The organism is Pseudoxanthomonas sp. UC19_8, assembly GCF_042700505.1.
In the GTDB taxonomy this organism is placed as follows: domain Bacteria; phylum Pseudomonadota; class Gammaproteobacteria; order Xanthomonadales; family Xanthomonadaceae; genus Pseudoxanthomonas_A; species Pseudoxanthomonas_A winnipegensis.
This window is the reverse complement of sequence record NZ_CP170559.1, coordinates 2043431-2062125: the sequence shown is the minus strand read 5'-3', so window position 1 is coordinate 2062125 and position 18695 is coordinate 2043431. Positions and strand designations below refer to the sequence as shown.

General features: G+C 67.3%; 13 protein-coding genes. 5 read left to right on the top strand and 8 right to left on the bottom strand.

Annotation, left to right across the window (positions count from 1 at the left end):
• Window positions 1-8: 8 nt before the first annotated feature.
• Window positions 9-959, top strand: a complete 951-nt coding sequence (locus ACFJIT_RS08960; protein WP_379655629.1) for a DUF1684 domain-containing protein — start codon at window positions 9-11, stop codon at window positions 957-959.
• A complete protein-coding gene (locus ACFJIT_RS08955) occupies window positions 959-1867 on the top strand; it encodes a TraB/GumN family protein (RefSeq protein ID WP_379655628.1) in 909 nt (302 codons plus the stop codon). The genes ACFJIT_RS08960 and ACFJIT_RS08955 overlap by 1 nt, the downstream gene beginning before the upstream one ends.
• 29 nt (window positions 1868-1896) lie before the next feature.
• Here ACFJIT_RS08955 and rnfB read toward each other — a convergent pair whose 3' ends face one another.
• The 6 genes from rnfB to ACFJIT_RS08925 form a co-directional block, all read right to left on the bottom strand.
• Window positions 1897-2316, bottom strand: coding sequence for an Rnf electron transport complex subunit RnfB (rnfB, locus tag ACFJIT_RS08950; protein ID WP_130529583.1), 420 nt, complete (start codon window positions 2314-2316; stop codon window positions 1897-1899).
• 37 nt (window positions 2317-2353) lie between these two features.
• Window positions 2354-2944, bottom strand: coding sequence for an HAD-IB family hydrolase (locus ACFJIT_RS08945; protein WP_379655627.1), 591 nt, complete (start codon window positions 2942-2944; stop codon window positions 2354-2356).
• Between the two features lie 21 nt (window positions 2945-2965).
• Window positions 2966-4213 carry an arsenic transporter gene (locus ACFJIT_RS08940; protein ID WP_379655626.1) on the bottom strand — a complete coding sequence of 416 codons (1248 nt, stop codon included), beginning with the start codon at window positions 4211-4213 and terminating at the stop codon, window positions 2966-2968.
• Window positions 4210-5448, bottom strand: coding sequence for an MFS transporter (locus tag ACFJIT_RS08935; RefSeq protein WP_379655625.1), 1239 nt, complete (start codon window positions 5446-5448; stop codon window positions 4210-4212). The genes ACFJIT_RS08940 and ACFJIT_RS08935 overlap by 4 nt, the downstream gene beginning before the upstream one ends.
• An 83-nt stretch (window positions 5449-5531) precedes the next feature.
• Window positions 5532-7610: a methionine--tRNA ligase gene (gene metG, locus ACFJIT_RS08930; RefSeq protein ID WP_379655624.1), complete on the bottom strand. Its 2079-nt coding sequence runs from the start codon at window positions 7608-7610 to the stop codon at window positions 5532-5534.
• A gap of 533 nt (window positions 7611-8143) precedes the next feature.
• Entirely contained in the window at window positions 8144-8584 is a 441-nt protein-coding gene (locus ACFJIT_RS08925; RefSeq protein WP_130522197.1) for a DUF2147 domain-containing protein, read from the bottom strand.
• A 391-nt stretch (window positions 8585-8975) separates the two neighbouring features.
• Between ACFJIT_RS08925 and ACFJIT_RS08920 the strand changes: the two genes are divergently transcribed.
• Window positions 8976-12014 carry a carboxypeptidase regulatory-like domain-containing protein gene (locus tag ACFJIT_RS08920; RefSeq protein ID WP_379655623.1) on the top strand — a complete coding sequence of 1013 codons (3039 nt, stop codon included), beginning with the start codon at window positions 8976-8978 and terminating at the stop codon, window positions 12012-12014.
• 114 nt (window positions 12015-12128) lie between these two features.
• On the opposite strand, the gene ACFJIT_RS08915 is transcribed toward ACFJIT_RS08920, so the two are convergent.
• Window positions 12129-13727: a sulfotransferase gene (locus ACFJIT_RS08915; RefSeq protein WP_379655622.1), complete on the bottom strand. Its 1599-nt coding sequence runs from the start codon at window positions 13725-13727 to the stop codon at window positions 12129-12131.
• 68 nt (window positions 13728-13795) lie between these two features.
• A complete protein-coding gene (locus ACFJIT_RS08910) occupies window positions 13796-16570 on the bottom strand; it encodes a TonB-dependent receptor domain-containing protein (RefSeq protein WP_379655621.1) in 2775 nt (924 codons plus the stop codon).
• Window positions 16571-16868: 298 nt separating this feature from the next.
• Here ACFJIT_RS08910 and apbC point away from each other — a divergent pair, with 298 nt between their 5' ends.
• A complete protein-coding gene (gene apbC, locus ACFJIT_RS08905) occupies window positions 16869-17708 on the top strand; it encodes an iron-sulfur cluster carrier protein ApbC (protein WP_379655620.1) in 840 nt (279 codons plus the stop codon).
• Between the two features lie 64 nt (window positions 17709-17772).
• Complete coding sequence (gene dcd / locus ACFJIT_RS08900; RefSeq protein ID WP_379655619.1) at window positions 17773-18348, top strand: dCTP deaminase; 576 nt, start codon at window positions 17773-17775, stop codon at window positions 18346-18348.
• Window positions 18349-18695 lie beyond the last annotated feature (347 nt).

Genomic DNA, 18695 nt, shown 5'->3' with positions numbered 1-18695 from the left:
GGCAGTCGATGGGCAAGACCGGAGCGTTTTTCGGATGTCTGGCGCTGGCGTCGGTGCTGACGGCCTGCAGCGATCGCGCGGCGGCGCCGCAGGCCGGTCCGGCGGTGACCTCCGACACCACCTTCCTGGCCGACAACGCGATCTGGCGCACCGAGCGCCGCCAGGCGCTGCTGGCGCCCGACGGCTGGACCAGCCTGGTCGGGCTGCACTGGCTCACGCTCAAGGCGCATTACATCGGCCGCAGCGAGGCCAGCGGCATCAAGCTGGAAGTCGGTCCGCCCAAGCTGGGCCTGGTCCAGGTGGACGGCGACAAGGTGTTCTTCACCCCCGAGCGCGGCGTGGCGGTGACCGCCGACGGCCAGCCGCTGAAAGGGCGCATCCGCCTGGTCGACGACCAGTCCGGGCCGGCGACGGTGATCGGCTTCGACGACGGCGCCGACCGGATGACCCTGATCCACCGCGGCCCGCGCTACGGTCTGCGCATCAAGAGCGCCAACGCGCCGGCGCGGGTGGGCTTCACCGAGCTCGAATACTGGACGCCCGATCCGGCCTGGCGCATCGAGGGCAGGTTCGTGCCGGGTCCGGCCGGCGCCACGCTGACCTATGCCGACATGGTCGGCAACACCATTGCCGCGCCCAGCCCGGGCAAGGTGGAGTTCGAACGCGACGGCAAGCGCTACGCGCTCACCGCGATGGAAGGCGACAACGGCGGGCTGTTCCTGGTGCTGGCCGACCGCACCAGCGGGCATGGCTCGTATCCGGCCGGGCGCTTCATCGACACCGACGCGCCCGACGCGCAGGGCCGCGTGGTGGTGGACTTCAACCGCGCCTACAACCCGCCCTGCGTGTTCACCGTCTACGCGACCTGTCCGCTGCCGCCGGCGGAGAACCGGCTGGATCTGCTGGTCGATGCCGGCGAGAAGATGTACACCGGGCCGGTCGGCGGCGGCACGCACTGATGTCGGCGCTGCGCCGCCTCCTGCTGGCCGCGCTGCTGCTGGCCGCGGCCGCGCCGGCCTGGGCCACGCCGCCTGTGCCGCTGCTGTGGAAGGTCAGCAAGGGCGAGCACACGCTGTACCTGCTGGGCTCGTTCCACCTGCTCACCGCGCAGGACTATCCGCTCTCGCCGGACGTCGATGCGGCCTTCGCAGATGCCGAACAGGTGGTGCTGGAACTCTCCGGCGATGAGCTGCAATCGCCGGCGCTGGGTCAGGCGATGCTGGCCGCCGCGCAGCTGCCCGCCGGGCAGACCCTGCAGCAGCGCATCGATGCCAAGACCTGGACGAAGCTGCAGGCCTATGCGCAGGCGCACAACCTGCCGATCGACCTGTTCGCGCATCTGGAGCCGTGGCTGGTGGCGACCACCCTCAGCGTGCAGGAGATGACCGCGCAGGGACTGGACCCTCAGCTGGGCCTGGACCTGCACTTCATCCAACTGGCCCGCCAGGCCGGCAAGCCGGTCAGCGGGCTGGAGCGCGGGCAGGATCAGGTCGCCATGCTCGATGGCATGAGCGCCGAGGAGCAGCGCCAGTACCTGGCCGAGACCCTCGACGATGCCGGTGCCACCGGCGAGCGCGAAGCCCAGCGCCTGCATGCGGCCTGGCGTGCCGGCGACGTGCAGACGCTGCGTGACGGCCTGGCCGCGGACATGAAGCGCGAGTACCCCGCGCTGTACCAGCGCATCAACGTAGCGCGCAACGACGCCTGGCTGCCCAAGCTCGAGGCGCGTCTGCAGGGCCCGGGCGGAGACGACACGCTGGTGGTGGTCGGCGCGCTGCACCTGCTCGGGCCCGACGGCGTGGTCGAGAAACTGCGCGCCAAGGGCTATGCGGTGGAGCGCGTCTGCAGCGCGTGCGCCGCGCACTGAGGCAGCCCTGACGGGTTAGGCGTGCGGCTTTAAGCCGCCGGCTCCATCACGATGCAGTCCACCGGACACGGCGGCACGCACAGCGCGCAGCCGGTGCACAGGTCCTCCAGCACGGTGTGCATGAACTTGGCTCCGCCGACGATGGCATCGACCGGACAGGCCTGGATGCACTTGGTGCAGCCGATGCAGTCGGCCTCGACGATCAGCGCCACGCGCGGCGGCAGATGCGCACCGCGGCTGCGATCGAACGGCTGCGCCGGCACGCCCAGCACCTGCGCCAGCGCGCGCGCACCTGCATCGCCGCCGGGCGGACAGCGCTCGACTCCGGCCTCGCCGCGCGCCATCGCCTGCGCATAGGGGCGACAGCCGTCGAACCCGCACTGCCCGCACTGGGTCTGCGGCAGCAGGCGGTCGAGACGTTCGACGAGGGAAGGGGAAAGATCGGTCATGCGTGGCGGTCGGGCTGCGCGGGGGTGTGCGGATCGGTCAGGAGCAGGGCCGGCCGCGGTACCAGCGTGCGTGGGCCAGGGCGAGCATCGGCTTGTCTTCGCCGCTGTCGCCGTAGGCGTGGACGCGTTCGAAGCTGGCGATATCGTACTCGGCCGTGATGCGCGCCACCTTGTGCCGGCCCACGTCGCGCCCGGCATAGCGGCCGGTGCAGCGGCCGTCGACATGCTCGAGCGCATTGCAGATCAGCGCCACGCCCTGCGCCTGGCACCACGGGCGCAAGTAAGCATCGAGCGAGGCGGAGACCACGACCACGGTATGGCCGCGCGCCAGGTGCTGGTCGAAGCGCTGATACATGTCCGCCCGCAGCACGCCGGGCAGGACGTCGCGCGCGTAGTGTTCGCCGGCTGCCAGCACCTCGTCATGGGCCCGTCCTTCGAACGCGATGCGGGTCACGCGCGTGCGCAGCGCGCCGGCCGACACCAGCCGCGCTCGGTAGGCCAGCAGCCACGGCGCGACGTTCCAGCGCGCCCGCGCCAGCTGCTCGGGCGTGGCGATGCGGCGCAGGAAACCGGCATAGGTGTCCCGCGCGGTCAGCGTGTGGTCGAAGTCGAACAGCGCCAGCTGCATCGGATGGCCCGGTCGCCGTCTTCAGCCCAGCGCCAGCCGCAGCGCGATCGCCGCGGCCAGCGCAGGCAGGGTCACCACCAGGCCCAGGCGCAGGAATTGGAAGAAGCCGACGTGCTCGCCCTCGCGGCGCAGGATCGACAGCCACAGCAGCGTCGCCAGCGAACCGCTGACGGCGATGTTGGGTCCCAGGTCCACCGCGATGAGCGCGGCGTCGCGCACCACTTCCGGCGGCGCGGCCTGGGCCAGCGTGGCGCTGGTCAGCAGCCCCACCGGCAGATTGTTGGCGACGTTGCCCGCCACCGTCGTGGCGGCGGCCACCACCCAGGTGGCCTGGACCGTGCCGGCCTGCAGCTGGTCGCGCAGCAGGCCCGCCAGGGTCGCGACCAGGCCGGTCTGGCGCAGCGCCTCGACCAGCACGAACAGCCCGGCCACCAGCGGCAGCACGCCCCAGTTCACGCCGGCCAGCACCGGCCACGGCGCGCTGCGTCCGCGCAGCGAGACGGCCAGCACGGCCAGCGCCGCCATCACCGCCGTCGGCCAGCCCAGCGACCAGTCCTGCCACGAGGCCAGCATCAGCACCAGCGCGGTCGCGGCCAGGGCAAACAGCGTCAGCCGGGCGTGGGCGTTGATCGGCGTCATCGGCACTTCGGTGGACACCGCGCCGGCCAGCGCGCGTCGCTGGCTCCAGGCCAGCACCGCATAGGTCAGCACGATGGCCGCCAGCGACGGCAGCCCGAACCGCGCCAGCCACTGCGGCAAGGGCGGCATATGCGTGCCGAACATCACCAGGTTGGCCGGGTTGGAGATCGGCAGCACGAAGCTGGCCGCATTGGCGACGAAGGCGCAGGCGAACAGCAGCGGCAGCATCGGCGCACGCGCCTTGCGCGCCACCGCGATCACCGCCGGGGTCAGCACCACGGCGGTGGCATCGTTGGACAGGAAAGTGGTCACCACTACCCCCGTGGCGAACACCAGCGCGAACAGGCGCCGCCCCGAGCCGCGCGCATGCTGCGCGGCCAGCTGTGCGACCCAGTCGAACAGGCCTTCGCGGCGCGCAAGCTCGGACAGCAGCAGCATGCCGGCCAGGAACAGATACACGTCCAGGCCTTCGCCCACCGCATGGCCCACGCCCGCCCAGGGCAGGGCGCCGGACAGCGCCACGACCAGCGCGCCGGCCACGGCGTAGACCCATTCGGGCAGGCGCCCCGGGCGCGTCACCACGCACACCACCGTCGCCGCGGTCGTGGCCCACACCAGCCAGGGCGTCATGCGATCGCGTCTCGCGCAGCGGCCCGCCGGCCGTGCAGCAGCCAGGGGACCAGGGACAGCACGGCCACGCTGCCGAGCGCGAGGAAGGCGATGCGATAGCTCCAGTGCTGCGCGATCCAGCCGCCCAGCGCCGGGCTGAGCGAGGCGCCCACGCCCTGCAGCGTCATCACCAGGCCCTGCGCGGCGTTGGTGCGCCCGGTGCCGTGCATCAGGCTGGCGACCGTGGCCGGCACCGCCACGCTCTGCAGGCCGGCGCCGATGCCGTCCAGCGCCTGCACCGGCAGCACGCCCCAGAGCGAACCCAGCGTGCCGGCGGCGACCAGTCCACGCAGCGGCAGGGCGACGAAGGTCAACAGCAACACCCACCAATGCCCATAGCGCGGCAGCAGCCGCATCGCCGCCAGCGCGGCCAGCACCATCACCAGCTGCGCGATGATCACCGTGGCGGCGGTGAACACCGCCGGATTGGCCGCGTGCGTGGCCACCGCGGCTTGGCCGTACAGGGGCAGCATGGCGGCATTGCCCAGGTGGAAGAACAGCAGCGCCATGCCCAGCAACAGCAGCGGGCGCTGCCGCAGCAGATCGCGCCAGCGCACCGCCTGCGCGGACGGCGCCGTGTCGCTGCCCGGCTCGCTGCCGCGCGCGGCCTGGTGGTCGATCTGGCGCGGGTCGATCCGCCACAGGCTGGCGGTGGCCAGCAGGGCAAAGCCGCCCAACAGCGCGAACACCGCCACCAGCCCGAACTTCCAGCCCAGATAGCCGGCCGCGGCGGCCGCCACGACGTTGCCGGCATGATTCGCCACCTGGTTGCGCGCCATCTGCCGCTCGAACCCGGCCTGCCGCACCAGGCCCAGGGTCAGCCCGGTCAGTGCCGGGCCGATGATCGCCCCGCACAGGCCGCTGGCCACCTGCGAGGCGACCACCACCGGGAAGGCGTGCGAGGCCAGCACCAGGCAACTGCTCGCCACCGTGAGCAGGCAGGCGAGCGCCACGACCGCGCGCTTGCGCCGGGTCGCGTCCACCAGCGCACCTGCCGGGACGGTGCCGAGCAGGCCGGCGATGCCGCCGGCGGTCATCGCCAGACCGATGGCGCCGGCCTGCCAGCCGAGCGACTGCAGTTGGACGCCCAGGAACGGGCCGAGCCCGTCCTGCACATCGGCGACGAAGAAGTTCAGCCCCGTCAGGGCGCGGCGGGAGCGCGGGCTGGCGTCGGGAGTCGGAGGCGCTGGGGACATGGACGCGGGGCGCGATGTGCTCGGCCGACTGTACGCGGTTCGCGCCCGGCCGAGGTGTGAAGGAACGTGCCGCTGTGTGGCGGTCAGCGCACCGGCATGCCGGGCTGCGCGCCCGCGTCGGCGTCCAGCAGCGCCAGCGCGCCGCCGTCGAAGCCGGCCGACAGGATCATTCCCTCGCTGACGCCGAAGCGCATCTTGCGCGGCGCCAGGTTGGCGATGAACACCACGCTGCGGCCGACCAGCTTGTCCGGCTCGCCGTAGCTGGCGCGGATGCCGGAGAAGATCTGCCGGGTGCCCAGTTCGCCGGCATCGAGTTCGAAGCGCAGCAGCTTGTCCGAGCCTTCGACGAACGCGCAGGCGGTCACCTTGCCGATGCGCAGGTCGAGTTTGGCGAAGTCGTCGATGCCGATGAGGCCGGGATTGGGGATTGGGGATTGGGGATTGGTGGGCGCCTTCGTTTCGGTTTTGGCGGGCGCGGGCTTGGTCGCGGCGGGTGCTGCTGGCGCGGCGGCCAGAGTGTCTTTCGAGGCGTCGGTCATGGCGTCGATGCGCTTGGGGTCGATTCGGGTGAACAGCGGGGTGTAGGGCTGGATGACGTGCGCGGTCAGCGGCTGGGCCAGTTCCTCCCAGCCCAGCACCGGCGCGGACAGAAAGGCCTCGGCCTCGGCCGCGGTGCGCGGCAGCACCGGCTTGAGGCCGGCGGCCAGCACGCGGAACAGGTTCAGGCCCTGCGTGCAGACCGACTGCAGCTGGGCATCGGCGCCCTCCTGCTTGGCGATGACCCAGGGCTTGGTCTCGTCGACGTACTTGTTGGCCTCGTCGGCCAGCGCCATCACCTGACGGATCGCCGCGGCCGGGTCGTTGCGCTCGTAGGCCTCGCGCACCGGACCCAGCGCCTCGACGAAGCGCTGGTACTGCGCCGCGTCCGGCAGCGCATCGGCCAGCCGGCCCTCGAAGCGCTTGTCGATGAAGCCGGCGCAGCGGCTGGCCAGGTTGACGAACTTGCCGACCAGGTCCGCGTTGACCCGCGCGACGAAGTCGCCCAGGTTGAGGTCCAGGTCGTCCACGCCGCCGGAGGACTTGGCCGCGAAGTAGTAGCGCAGCGCCTCCGGCTCCAGGCCGACGTCCAGGTAGGTGCGCGCCATGATGAAGGTGCCGCGCGACTTGGACATCTTGGCGCCATCGACGGTCAGGTAGCCGTTGACGTGCAGGCGCGTGGGCGCGCGATGGCCGGTACCGTGCAGCACCGCCGGCCAGAACAGGCCGTGGAAGTTGACGATGTCCTTGCCGATGAAGTGGTGCAGCTCGGTCTGGGTACCGGCGGCCAGGTGCGGCGCGAAGTCCTCGCCCAGGCGCGCGCACAGGTTCCGGAAGCTGGACAGGTAGCCGATCGGCGCGTCCAGCCAGACGTAGAAGTACTTGCCCGGCTGGCCGGGGATCTGGAAGCCGAAGTAGGGCGCATCGCGCGAGATGTCCCAGGCGCGCAGGCCGCCTTCGGCATCCAGCCATTCGCGCAGCTTGGCCTTGACGCCGGGCAGGGCGACATCGCCGGCCAGCCACTCGCGCAGGAAGCCGTCGAAGTGGCCGACCTCGAAGAAGAAATGCTCCGAGTCGCGCAGCTCCGGCGTGGCGCCGGAGATCACCGACTTGGGTTCCTTCAGATCGGTCGGCGAGTAGGTGGCGCCGCAGACCTCGCAGTTGTCGCCGTACTGGTCCGGGCTGCCGCAGTTGGGGCAGATGCCCTTGATGTAGCGGTCCGGCAGGAACATGCCCTTGGCCGGGTCGTAGAACTGGGCGACGTTGCGCCGGCTGATGTGGCCGGCCTGTTCCAGCGCCACGTAGAACTGCTCCGTCAGCGCGCGGTTGGCGTCGCTGTTGGTCGAGTCGTAGTGGTCGAAGGCCACGCCGAAGGCGGCGAAGTCGCGCTCGTGGCTGGCCTGGATGTTGGCGATGAAGGCCTCGGGCGTGACCCCGGCCTTCTCGGCCGCCAGCATGATCGGCGTGCCATGGGTGTCGTCGGCGCAGACGTAGAAGACGTTGTCGCCGCGCATGCGCCGCGCCCGCACCCAGATGTCGGCCTGGATGTAGCCCACCAGGTGGCCTAGGTGCAGGGGGCCGTTGGCGTAGGGCAGGGCGTTGGAGACGAGCGCGGTGCGGGTCATGGCGATGGCGGACCAGAGGGGTCGGCGATTATCGCATGGCCGTCCGGTTGGGCTTTGGACTCCTGGAAAGGGTCTTCTTCCGATCCAGGGAACGTAGTCCTGGGCGTTGTGGCTTCGGGTGGGCAGCGGTCCGGCGGGCGGTGTCCGCTTGTCCCTCGATCAGGGCATCCTGCCCTGCTTTAAGGCGCTCGGCTTCCTGCCTCGCTCGTCGCGGCCACCGCCCGCCGGCCCGCTGCCTTGCTCGTCGCGCTACTCGATTCCGGGTCGAAGGAAGTCCTGATCCAACTGTCGAAGTGCCCAACTCGGCTGGGGCTACCGAGAGCGGCCCACGGGGCTGCAGCGACAAACCAGTGATGGATGGCTGATTTACCCGAGAACCCGCACCGAGTGGATCGAGGCGAGAGCGCGACGTGTGCGCATCGATACGGCAGGCAAGTCGCTGACAGGCCCCGTCCCTGCATGCTGGAGAAGGGCCACAAAAAAGCCCGGCGCGATGCCGGGCTGGTCGGGTGTTGGCGGAGGCGCGACTGGCGCTACTCGCGCAGCCAGGTCTGCGCGCGGCAGATGAAGGCGATGCAGCCGGAGACGTCGAGCTTCTTGCCGCCCGGCTGCAGCTCCATCTTGGACTTGTAGGTCTTGCCGTTGGCCGGATCGAGGATGGTGCCGCCGGCCCACTCGTTGGCGCCATCGGGCTTGAGGTCCCACAGGATGGTCATGCCCTTGATCGGCTTGTTCTTGCGCTCGCCCGAGCAGCCGTCGCAGACCGGGTTGGGGCCCTTGTCCGACTTGAGGATCTCCACGACCTTGCCGGTCAGGCTGCCGTTGGCCGCCTCGCTGATCTCGACGATGGATTTCACTTCGCCGGTCTTGTCGTCGATGGTCTTCCAGCGTCCCACCGCCCCGTCGGCCGCCATCGCGCTGGACGCGGCGCCGGCCAGCACGGCCAGGGACAACATCAGGATCGTCTTGTGCATCGCTCCCCTCCCAGGGATGTGGTCTTGCGCCCTTATACCGTACTGCGGCGTGTGGTGGGGAAGCCGGTCGCTTTTGGTCGTGATGTGTCGTGTGTGACAACAAAGTCATCTGATGGCCGTGTCGTCCGTGTGCGTAGGTAGGACAACGGGTCCACAACCCCCGTTCATCACGCAGAAGCATACTTTTACGCACTTGTAATTTTTGTCAGCTTGCGACAAATAAAACGCAGGTTAATCTCGGGTCAACCTTCCGTTAAGCCACTGATGGCGCCACGTCGCGACGTGTACGACTCTGTCACGTATCGACACATCCGGTGCGCGCCATCGACGGAGGGGACTACTTCTGGCGGGGCCGCCACCGGCCTGCGTCGCACTTATCTGAGAGAGAGATATGGCAACTCGTGGAGTTCGTGGAAGGCTGTCCAGCAATATCCGGCGCAGCGCGCTTAGCGTGGCGCTGGGCATGTGCGTGGCCGGCGGCGTGCAGGCGCAGAGCGCCGTGGGTTCGATCTTCGGCAGCAGTCAGCCGGGCAGCACCATCACCATCCAGAGCCCGCAGACGGGCTTTACCCGCTCCATCGTCGCCGACGGCTCGGGCCGCTTCACCTTCAGCCAGCTGCCGCCGGGCAACTACGCGATCACGGCCGATGGCCAGACGCGCGATGTCGTGGTCAAGGTCGGTAGCGGTTCGCAGGTGACCTTCGGTGGCGACGCCACCACGCTGGACTCGGTGACCGTGGTCGGCGCGCGTGCCTACAACCCCATCGACGTGTCCTCGGTCGAGTCGACCTCGGTCTTCACCGCCGACCAGATCGCCGCGCTGCCGGTGTCCAGCGACGTGACCTCCGTCGCGCTGCTCGCGCCGGGCACCGTGCGCGGCGATACCGGCTTCGGCAACCTGGCCTCGTTCGGCGGCTCCTCGGTCGCCGAGAACGGCTACTACATCAACGGCTTCGACGTCACCAACATGCGCAACATGCTGTCCTTCGCGCGCATGCCGTTCCAGGCCATCGCGCAGCAGCAGGTCAAGACCGGCGGCTACAGCGCCGAGTACGGCCGTTCGCTGGGTGGCATCGTGAGCATCGTGACCAAGTCCGGCTCCAACGACTGGCACTTCGGCGGCAGTGTCGAGTGGGAGCCGGAGTGGGGCAAGGCCTCGGGCAAGGACGTCTGGGAGCGCGATCCGGATGCCGCCGATCCGCTCTACCAGTATCGCAGCGACAACACCTCGAGCAGCCTGATCTATTCGGCCTACGCGAGCGGCCCGATCATCAAGGATCGGCTGTTCTTCTTCGCCCTGGCCGAAGGGCGTGACAACCAGACCGACGACTACTACTCGTTGAACAGCCGCAAGACCAGCGATACCACCCCGCAGGGCTTCCTGAAGCTGGACTGGTACATCACCGACAACAACCTGCTGGAGTTCACCGGGCTCTACAACAAGCGCAAGACCAAGTACCACACCTACGATTACAACCTCACCGCCGACGGCGAGAACCGCTACAACGTCGGTCGCCACGAGGCGCCGATCGAGCAGTACGAGATCGAGAACGGCGGCAAGCTGGGTATCCTGAAGTACACCGGCTATGTCACCGACAACTTCACCCTGTCGGCCCAGTACGGCTACCTCAGCAACCTGATCGACTCGCGCCTGCCTGCCAACCCGCCGGGCAGCGAGTGCCCCTGGGCCTACAGCTTCGGCCTGACCACCAGCGTCGTGGACCGCTACATCGGCTGCAACCCCGGAACCATCAGTTTTATCGCCGACCCGGACGTGGCACCGGACGAAGACGTGCGTAAGGCCTACCGCGTGGACGCGGAGTGGATCCTGGGCGATCACAAGCTGCGCTTCGGCGTGGACCAGGAAAAGTACGACTCCAGCCACCGCGGCCAGACCTATGCCGGCGGCATCAACTGGGCGTACTACACCGTGCCAGGCAACGCCGTCGCGACCGGCGCCTACGCCGGCCAGCCGGGCCGCACCGTCAATGGCCAGCTCGTCCCGCGTGGCGCGGTCTATGCCCGCTCGCGTGTGCGCGAGACCAGCAGCGCCAGCTACGAGAACGTCAACAGCGCGATCTACCTGGAAGACAACTGGCAGGTCACCGACAACTTCATGGTGCAGCTGGGTGTGCGTGGCGAGAAGTTCGAGAACAAGAACGGCGACGGCATCGCCTGGGTCGAGTCGGACTACAAGATCGCGCCGCGTCTGGGCTTCTCCTGGGACGTGGTGGGCGACGCCAGCCTGAAGTTCTTCGGTACCGCCGGTCGTTACTACATCCCGGTGGCCAGCAACTCGAGCATCCGCGCCACCGGCTCTGAGTACACCGAATTCAACTGGTACTACGTCAACGGCTGGAACGAGGCCGACGGCCGGCCCGTGGGCCAGGGTGCCCAGATCGGCCCGACCCAGGTCAACGGTTCGCGCCAGGCGCCCAATCCGGCGTCCGTCGCCTCGACCAGCCTGACCCCGATGTACCAGGACGAAGTCATCCTGGGCGCGCAGGTGCAGCTGACCGATGCCTGGATGGTTGGAACGCGCCTGACCTATCGCGAGGTGAAGTCCGGCATGGACGACACCTGCACGACCAATCCGTGGATCGACTGGGCCGCCGACAACGGCTACGACGACTTCGACTACACCTCGGTGCCCAGCTGCTACTTCCTGAACCCTGGCGACGACGTGACCATCAACGTCGATCTCAACGGCGACGGCGAAGTCGAACTGGCCACGCTGCCGGCGTCCTACCTGGGCCTGCCCAAGTACAAGCGCAAGTACAGCGGTCTGGAGCTATTCTTCGAGCGCACCGGCGAGAAGCTCAACCTGCAGGGTTCCTACACCTACGCCAAGAGCAAGGGCAACATCGAAGGCTACGTCAACTCGACGCTGGAGCAGGGCGATCCCGGCCTGACCCAGGACTTCGACCACAGGCTGTTCATGGACGGCAGCTACGGCTTCCTGCCCAACGATCGCCGCCATACGTTGAAGGTGTTCGGCGTGTATTCGCTGACCCCGGAGTGGCAGTTCGGCGGCAACCTGATCGTGCAGTCCGGCCGTCCGGTCAACTGCCAGGGTTACATCCCGCTGGAAGGCATCGCCCAGCCCGATGCCGGCACGCTCAACGCCTACAGCGGGTCGAGCTTCTACTGCCTCAACGACGATGGCACGCGCGAACTGCGCCAGCGCGGCGACGCCGGTCGCACGCCTTGGTCCTGGACGCTGGACATGTCGGCCGCCTATGTGCCGTCGTGGGCGGACAACAAGCTGAAGTTCAAGATCGACGTGTTCAACGTGTTCAACAACGGCAAGGTCACCGAGTACAACGAGTTCAAGGAAGCCTCGCGCGACGTGATCAGCCCGAACTACCTCAACGATGTGAACTACCAGACGCCGCGGTCGCTCCGTTTCACGGTCCGCTACGACTACTGATCGATTCGATCGGGTTCGATGCAACAGGAGGGCCGGTCCGAAAGGACCGGCCCTTTGCTTTGGGTGTTCTTCATTCCTCGCGTACGCAGCCGAGTCGGCGTGCGGCTTGTTGTTTCAGGTGTGCTCGACGCGGTTGCGCGGGCCGTTCATCAGGCCTGCTTGAGTCAGGAGTTCGCGAAGCGGGGCCAATGCCTCGCCGTAGCGTTTCGAGCGTCCCAGCGAACTGCGGTAGATCGGCGAGCGCACCTGCACCGCGCTCGCCGTCGACACCGGTGCGGTGTTGCGCTCGAACGACAGGCACGCGTCCTCCCAGTCCAGTCCGCAGAATGCGAGCAGCCTGCGCGTGCTGTCCGCCTGGTGCTCGACGATGTCCTCGTAGTCGATTTCCAGGATGCGATCCGGCAGCAGACGGTTCCAGTGCGCCATGAGCCGGTCGAATCCGATGTAGTAACGTCCCACATCAAGAAGGTCGAACGAGTAGTTGTACTGCGGGGTCGGTGCGAACAGCTGCCGAAAGTTGGCAACGCAGGTGTCCATGGGATCGCGTCGCAGGCAGACGACCTTCGCTTCGGGCAAGGCCTGGGCGATCCAGCCGACGTAGAGGAAGTTTTGCGGCAGCTTGTCGATGAAGAACGCCTTGCTTCCCGCGACCGAGCGTGCCATCTGCAGGTAATCCTCTCCCAGTGCGCGCCAGTCGATGCGCTGTGCTGCAGCCAGCGTCTCGGGATCCAGAATCCAGGGAGAGAGAATGCCGGTGGCCTTCTTGAACGCCACCGGGAAGTGCTGAAGCTCGCCGGCCGAGTGGACCAGGGAATGGGAGGACAGGATGCGTTCGACCAGGGTCGTGCCGCTTCTGGGCATCCCGACGATGAAAATGGGCTTCGGTGGCGCGCCGCGGTAGCCTGAGCCAGCCGAGTTAAGAACCTGGCTGGCCTGCTCGATGGCTTGGAAGACGGAGGCATCGCTCGGCCCGGACCGATTCAGCTGCGGCCGCCACGCCGCCTTGCCGGCGATCAGATGGGCCATGGCGCGCTGCGGCTCGCCCAGGTCATCGAGCTCCTTCTCCAGCGCAAGATTGAGGTGGAGCTGCGCCGAAGGGGTGGCGTGCTGGGCGAGCAGTTCCTGCAGGCGTTCGACGTGATTGTGCTCGGGCGTCTGCCTGGAAAGTTGCGCCAAAGTGAGATGCGCACGCCAGTAGTCCGGCTGCAGACGGATGCAGGCCTCGCATGCCTCGCTGGCGCCCGCGAGATCCCCTATCGCCGTCAGCGCGGTGGCCAGGTTGAAATGCAGGCTCGCCTCTTGCGGGGCTTGCTCGACCGCGGTCTTGAAGGCGGTCGCAGCACGCGCATGCGCGCCGCAGCGGGTCAACACCACCGCCAAGGTATTGAGCGTCATCGGGTCGGAGGGCTGCAGCGCCATCGCCCGTTCTGCTTGTGCCAGCGCATCGCCTGGCTGCTGGCATTCCAGCAGGAGCCGCGCAAACTGCGCCGCGTAGTCGGGGCGCTGCGGGTTGAGTCGGGTCGCCATTACCAGATGACGGAATGCGTCCTTCCAGGCGCCCTGTTCCAGGGCGGCCACGCCAATGACGAAGTGCAGGCCGGCGTGATCAGGCCAGTGCTGCAACAACGGCTCGCCCAGTTGTCTGGCCTGGGTCCATGCCCGACGATTCAGGGCATCCACGGCCGTGGCGTATTGGCGTTGGAGCTTCTCCATCGTCTCTCCTGCAACGAAAAAGGAAGCCCCCTTGCGGGGGCCTCCAGACAGCATGCCTCAGACGCGGCTTACCTGCCGAAGTCGTAGCGCATCTGAGCGTACACCGCGCGACCGTAGACGCTATACAGATAGTTGTTGTACGGCGTGGTGGACGTGCCGGGATAGTTGTAGGCCTGTCCGTCGGGCAGCTTGTTGCCGAAGTTGTTGACCTGCAGCGACAGCCGCAGGTTGTCTTCCACCTGATAGTCCACGCCCAGGTTGAACGTGGTGTAGGTGCCCCACTTGCCGGCCTTGGCACCGGCCGAGTTGGTGTAGTCCATGCTGCCCGAGGCGTAGGCCAAATAGTTGGGCGTCGCGCCCAGCATGTTGGCGTACAGCGTCGTGGTCCACTTGGAGATCGCCCAGCCCACGGACGCGTCGGCCTTCCACTTCGGGCCTGCGTCGTAGGTCCAGTTGGCGGTCGGGTCGCTGATCAGGTTGAGGTAGGGCTGGGTCTGGTCGGACTGCAGCTCATGCTTGCGCTTGTTGGTGTAGTTGGCGGCGAACATCAGCTCGCCGAAGCGGCCGATGTCCTGCAGGTACTTGCTGTTGACGGTGAACAGCTCCAGCTTCTGCCGCGACACGTTGATGCGTGGGGTGTAGACCTCCTGGAGCGTGCCGTCCTGGCCGCGCGTCACCCAGGCGTAGGCCTGGTCGCAGGACACGATTCCGGCGCCGGCCTGGTTGTTGCGGCAGTAGTACTCCTGCAGGAGGATCTGGTCGCTGTCCAGCTGCGCGACCTCGTTCTTGATGTCCCAGCTGTAGTAGTCCACGCCCAGCGAGAAGCGCGCGGTCGGTGCCCACACCGCGCCGACGCTCCAGGTGTCGGCCGTGATCGGCTCCAGATCCTTGTTGCCCTCCTTGGTGCCGAAGTACTGGGCATTGGAATAGCGCGTCGAGCAACCCTCGGTGTCGTCCGGGCTGTAGCCTTCAAGTCCGCAGTTGTAGTAGTCCGTCGCATAGGAGTACGAACCGCTCAACCCCTGGAACTGGTCGGGCAGCGTCGGCGACTTGAACGCGGTGCCGTACTTGCCGCGGATCAGCAGGCTTTCGATCGGACGGAATTCCAGGCTGCCGCTCCAGGTGGCCTTGTCGATCTTCTTGCCGTATGCGTCGTAGGCGTCATAGCGACCGGACAGCGACGCCGTGAGCATGTCCACGATCGGCAGGCGCAGCTCGGCCATGGCGGCGTATTTGGTGCGATGACCCGCGCCGGCCACGTCGGTCAGGCCCCAGACCGCGCCTTCCATGATTCCCGGGATCGGCTCATAGTTCCAGCCTTCGTTGCCGGCTTCCACCGCAAAAGCCAGACCGGCCGAGCCGCCCGGCAGCGCGAACAGATCCGTATTGGTCAACTGGGCACGGAAGGTGTCGTCCCAGGTCTTGGCCCGCGCCGTGCCATAGCCGGTGAAGCTGGCGAAGTCCTGAGACGGCATGACGGTGTAGAACGCCGCATAATCCGGACGGAAGACCGGATAGGCGCCGAAATAGGGATCCACCCCAAGCTGCGGACCCAGGATCTTGTCCTCGAAGTAGGCGTTGATCTTGTCGGCCCAGCGCACGAAGGTGCGCGAGTCCAGTCGGGTCTCGTTGCGGGTGAAGCCCACATCGTAGTCCCAGGCCTCACCGAAGGAGCCGTTGCCGCCCAGCGTGATGGTGTAGCTCTTGGTGGTGTCCTTGTTCATGATGTTCTTGTAGCTGCCGCCGACGTCCTCGGGCGAGAACGCGCGCTGCAGGTTCAGCAGGCTGTCGTAGTCCGGGTCGTAGTAGTACCCGTACTTCACGCCCGTGCCCCACCAGGTGTAGTTGCTGCCGGATGCATACTCGGCCGCGTCGTGGCTGTAGAGCACTTCGCCATAGAGATCGAAGTGGTCGTTGACGTTGAACGTGGTGCGGTTGTAGAGCTGCAGCGAGTCCTTGCCGTTCTTGATGGTGCGATAGCCCGGGGCGTAGTTGGAGCCGCAGTAGCTGCCGTAGCCCGCGCGCGTCTGGAAGCCCTCGGTGCCCGCGAACTGCGAGGTGACCGCCGAGCAGTCCACGCCGTCGGGGAACAGATAGCCGTTGCTGCCTAAGCCGTTCTGGCTGATCTGGCGGTAGCCGTAGACCAGGTAGTCGCGCGAAGCAGGCGAGGCGCTGTAGCCCTTGGTGTTGGTCGAGTCGGTGAGATCGCGCTGGTATCCCCAGATCGGATCGGAGGTCTCGTACTGGAGCGAGGTCACCGAATGCAGCCGGCCATCGAACGCGTTGAAGCCGTTGGTCAGGCTGAAGCGGACCGAGTTGCCGCCGCCCTCGGTATAGGTGCCGCCGCGCACGTTCAGCGTGGTGCCTTCGTAGTCCTTCTTGAGGATGAAGTTGATCACGCCGGCCAGGGCGTCCGAGCCGTAAAGCGAGGAGGCGCCGCCCGGCAGGATCTCCACGCGCTCGATCGCGTCGATCGGAATGCCGCTGACGCTGTTGAAGGCGTCGGTGCCGTTATACAGGGCCGGGTAATTGCCCATCGGCCGGCCGTTGATCAGGAATTTGGTGTAGGACGGCTTGAGGCCGAACATGCTCACCGTTTCGGCGCCCTGGGTGAAGCTGCCGGAGGTCTCGCCGCCCTGGACGCCGCCGCTGGCGAAGCTGCTGGAGCGCAGGATGTCGATCACGCTGTTGAAGCCGCGCGCATGGATGTCCTCTGCGCTGATGGTAATGACCTGGGTGGCAGTCTCGATCTGCGACTGCGGGATCAACGAGCCCGTGACAGTCACCTTGTCCAGATTGGTGGCGCTCTGGCCGTCCTGTGCGTACGCAACGGCGGTTGGCATCAGCAAAGCGGAGAAGACAGCGGCAGTCAGGCGACTGCGCGAGAGTGGCTTGCAAGTCATAGTGGGGTTCCCCAAAAAAGAGGCATGTACGCGCTGGAGGCCTTCCTGGCCATCGCACATGCGTTGATTCTTCCTTTCAACGGAAACCTAACATGGCGGAGTTTGGCGTCACCGCCGAAATTTGCGAGAAGCCGTGACGAAACCATCAGGATTTGGGTATTCCGGGTGAATTCTTGGACGATTTCTCGCCAAGTGAAGCCACTTCGCCCGTGTCGCGCTGCTCGGCGACAATAGGCACATGACCATTCCCGCACATCGGCCCCAGGGCGGCCTGCAGCCCCATCCCCGCGTCCGCAACGTCATCGCCGTGGCTTCCGGCAAGGGCGGGGTGGGCAAGTCGACCACGGCGGTGAACCTGGCGCTGGCCCTGGCGGCCGGTGGGGCCAAGGTGGGCGTGCTGGACGCGGACATCTACGGGCCGAGCGTGCCGGCGATGCTGGGGCTGTCGGGCCGGCCGGAGAGCCCGGACAACAAGTCGATCGAGCCGATGCGCGCGTTCGGCCTGGAGGCGATGTCGATCGGGTTGCTGATCGAGGCCGACACGCCGATGGTGTGGCGCGGGCCGATGGCCACCGGGGCGCTGACCCAGCTGTTCAACAACACGCTCTGGGGCGACCTGGACTATCTGCTGGTCGACCTGCCGCCGGGGACGGGCGATATCCAGCTCACCCTGTCGCAGAAGATTCCGGTCGCCGGTGCGGTGATCGTGACCACGCCGCAGGACATCGCCACGCTGGACGCGCGCAAGGCGCTGAAGATGTTCGAGAAGGTCGAGATCGCCGTGCTCGGTGTCGTGGAGAACATGGCCCAGCACGTGTGCAGCCAATGCGGCCACGTCGAGCATCTGTTCGGCCAGGGGGGCGGTGCGGCGATGGCGGCGCACTATGGCGTGCCGCTGCTGGGCTCGCTGCCGCTGGACGTGCGCATCCGCGAGCAGGGCGATCTGGGCACGCCGGTGGTGGCGGCGGCGCCGGATTCGCCGGTGGCCCAGGCCTACCGCCAGGTGGCCGAGGCGCTGGTGGCGGCGTTGGACCAGCGTCCGCGCGCCAGCATGTCCATCGCCTCCTCGCTGGTCTAACAGCATCCCGCCGCTGGCCTACAATGCGGCCTCCCGCACGCCGCCCTTCAGGAACACGCCCCGCATGAGCATCAAGTCCGACCGCTGGATCAAGCGCATGGCCGAGCAGCACGGCATGATCGAGCCGTTCGAGCCTGGCCAGGTCAAGCAGGACGCCGGCGGCCATCGCATCGTCAGCTACGGCACCTCCAGCTACGGCTACGACGTGCGCTGCTCGCGCGAGTTCAAGGTGTTCACCAACATCAACTCGACCATCGTCGACCCGAAGCACTTCGACAGCGGCAGCTTCGTGGACATCGAGTCGGACGTGTGCATCATCCCGCCCAACAGCTTCGCGCTTGCGCGTACGGTCGAGTACTTCCGCGTTCCGCGCGACACGCTGGTGGTGTGCCTGGGCAAGAGCACCTATGCGCGCTGCGGGATCATCGTCAACGTCACGCCCCTCGAGCCGGAATGGGAAGGCCACGTGACGCTGGAGTTCTCCAACACCACGCCGCTGCCGGCGCGCATCTACGCCAACGAAGGCGTGGCGCAGATGCTGTTCTTCCAGGCCGATGCCGACGATGTGTGCGAAACCTCGTATCGCGACCGTGGCGGCAAGTATCAGGGCCAGACCGGTGTGACCCTGCCGCGCACTTGAGGCCTGTGGACCGGCTTTGTCCGGCTTTCATCCAGGCATGGCGAAAAAGCCGCACCTCGGGTGCGGTTTTTTGTGGTTTTTCTCCGAGCAAGAGATTTCGGGGCGTGCGCGTTACTGCTTCGCGCGTCATGTTCTAACGCTTCGGCTCGAAGCGAATCCCTATCCATCCGCAACGGGCCTCCGCCGGTTGGGCGCCGACCTTATCGCGTGGGAGCAACTGACTCCTCGAATCTCGCAGCGGCCTGCCTGTAGAGCGGAGCTTGTGGCAATCCCCTTTTGGGGACTCCGCCGGGGCCTTCTCCACGAACCGAACGAAGTGCAGCGGAGCAAGCTCCGCTCTACAAGTG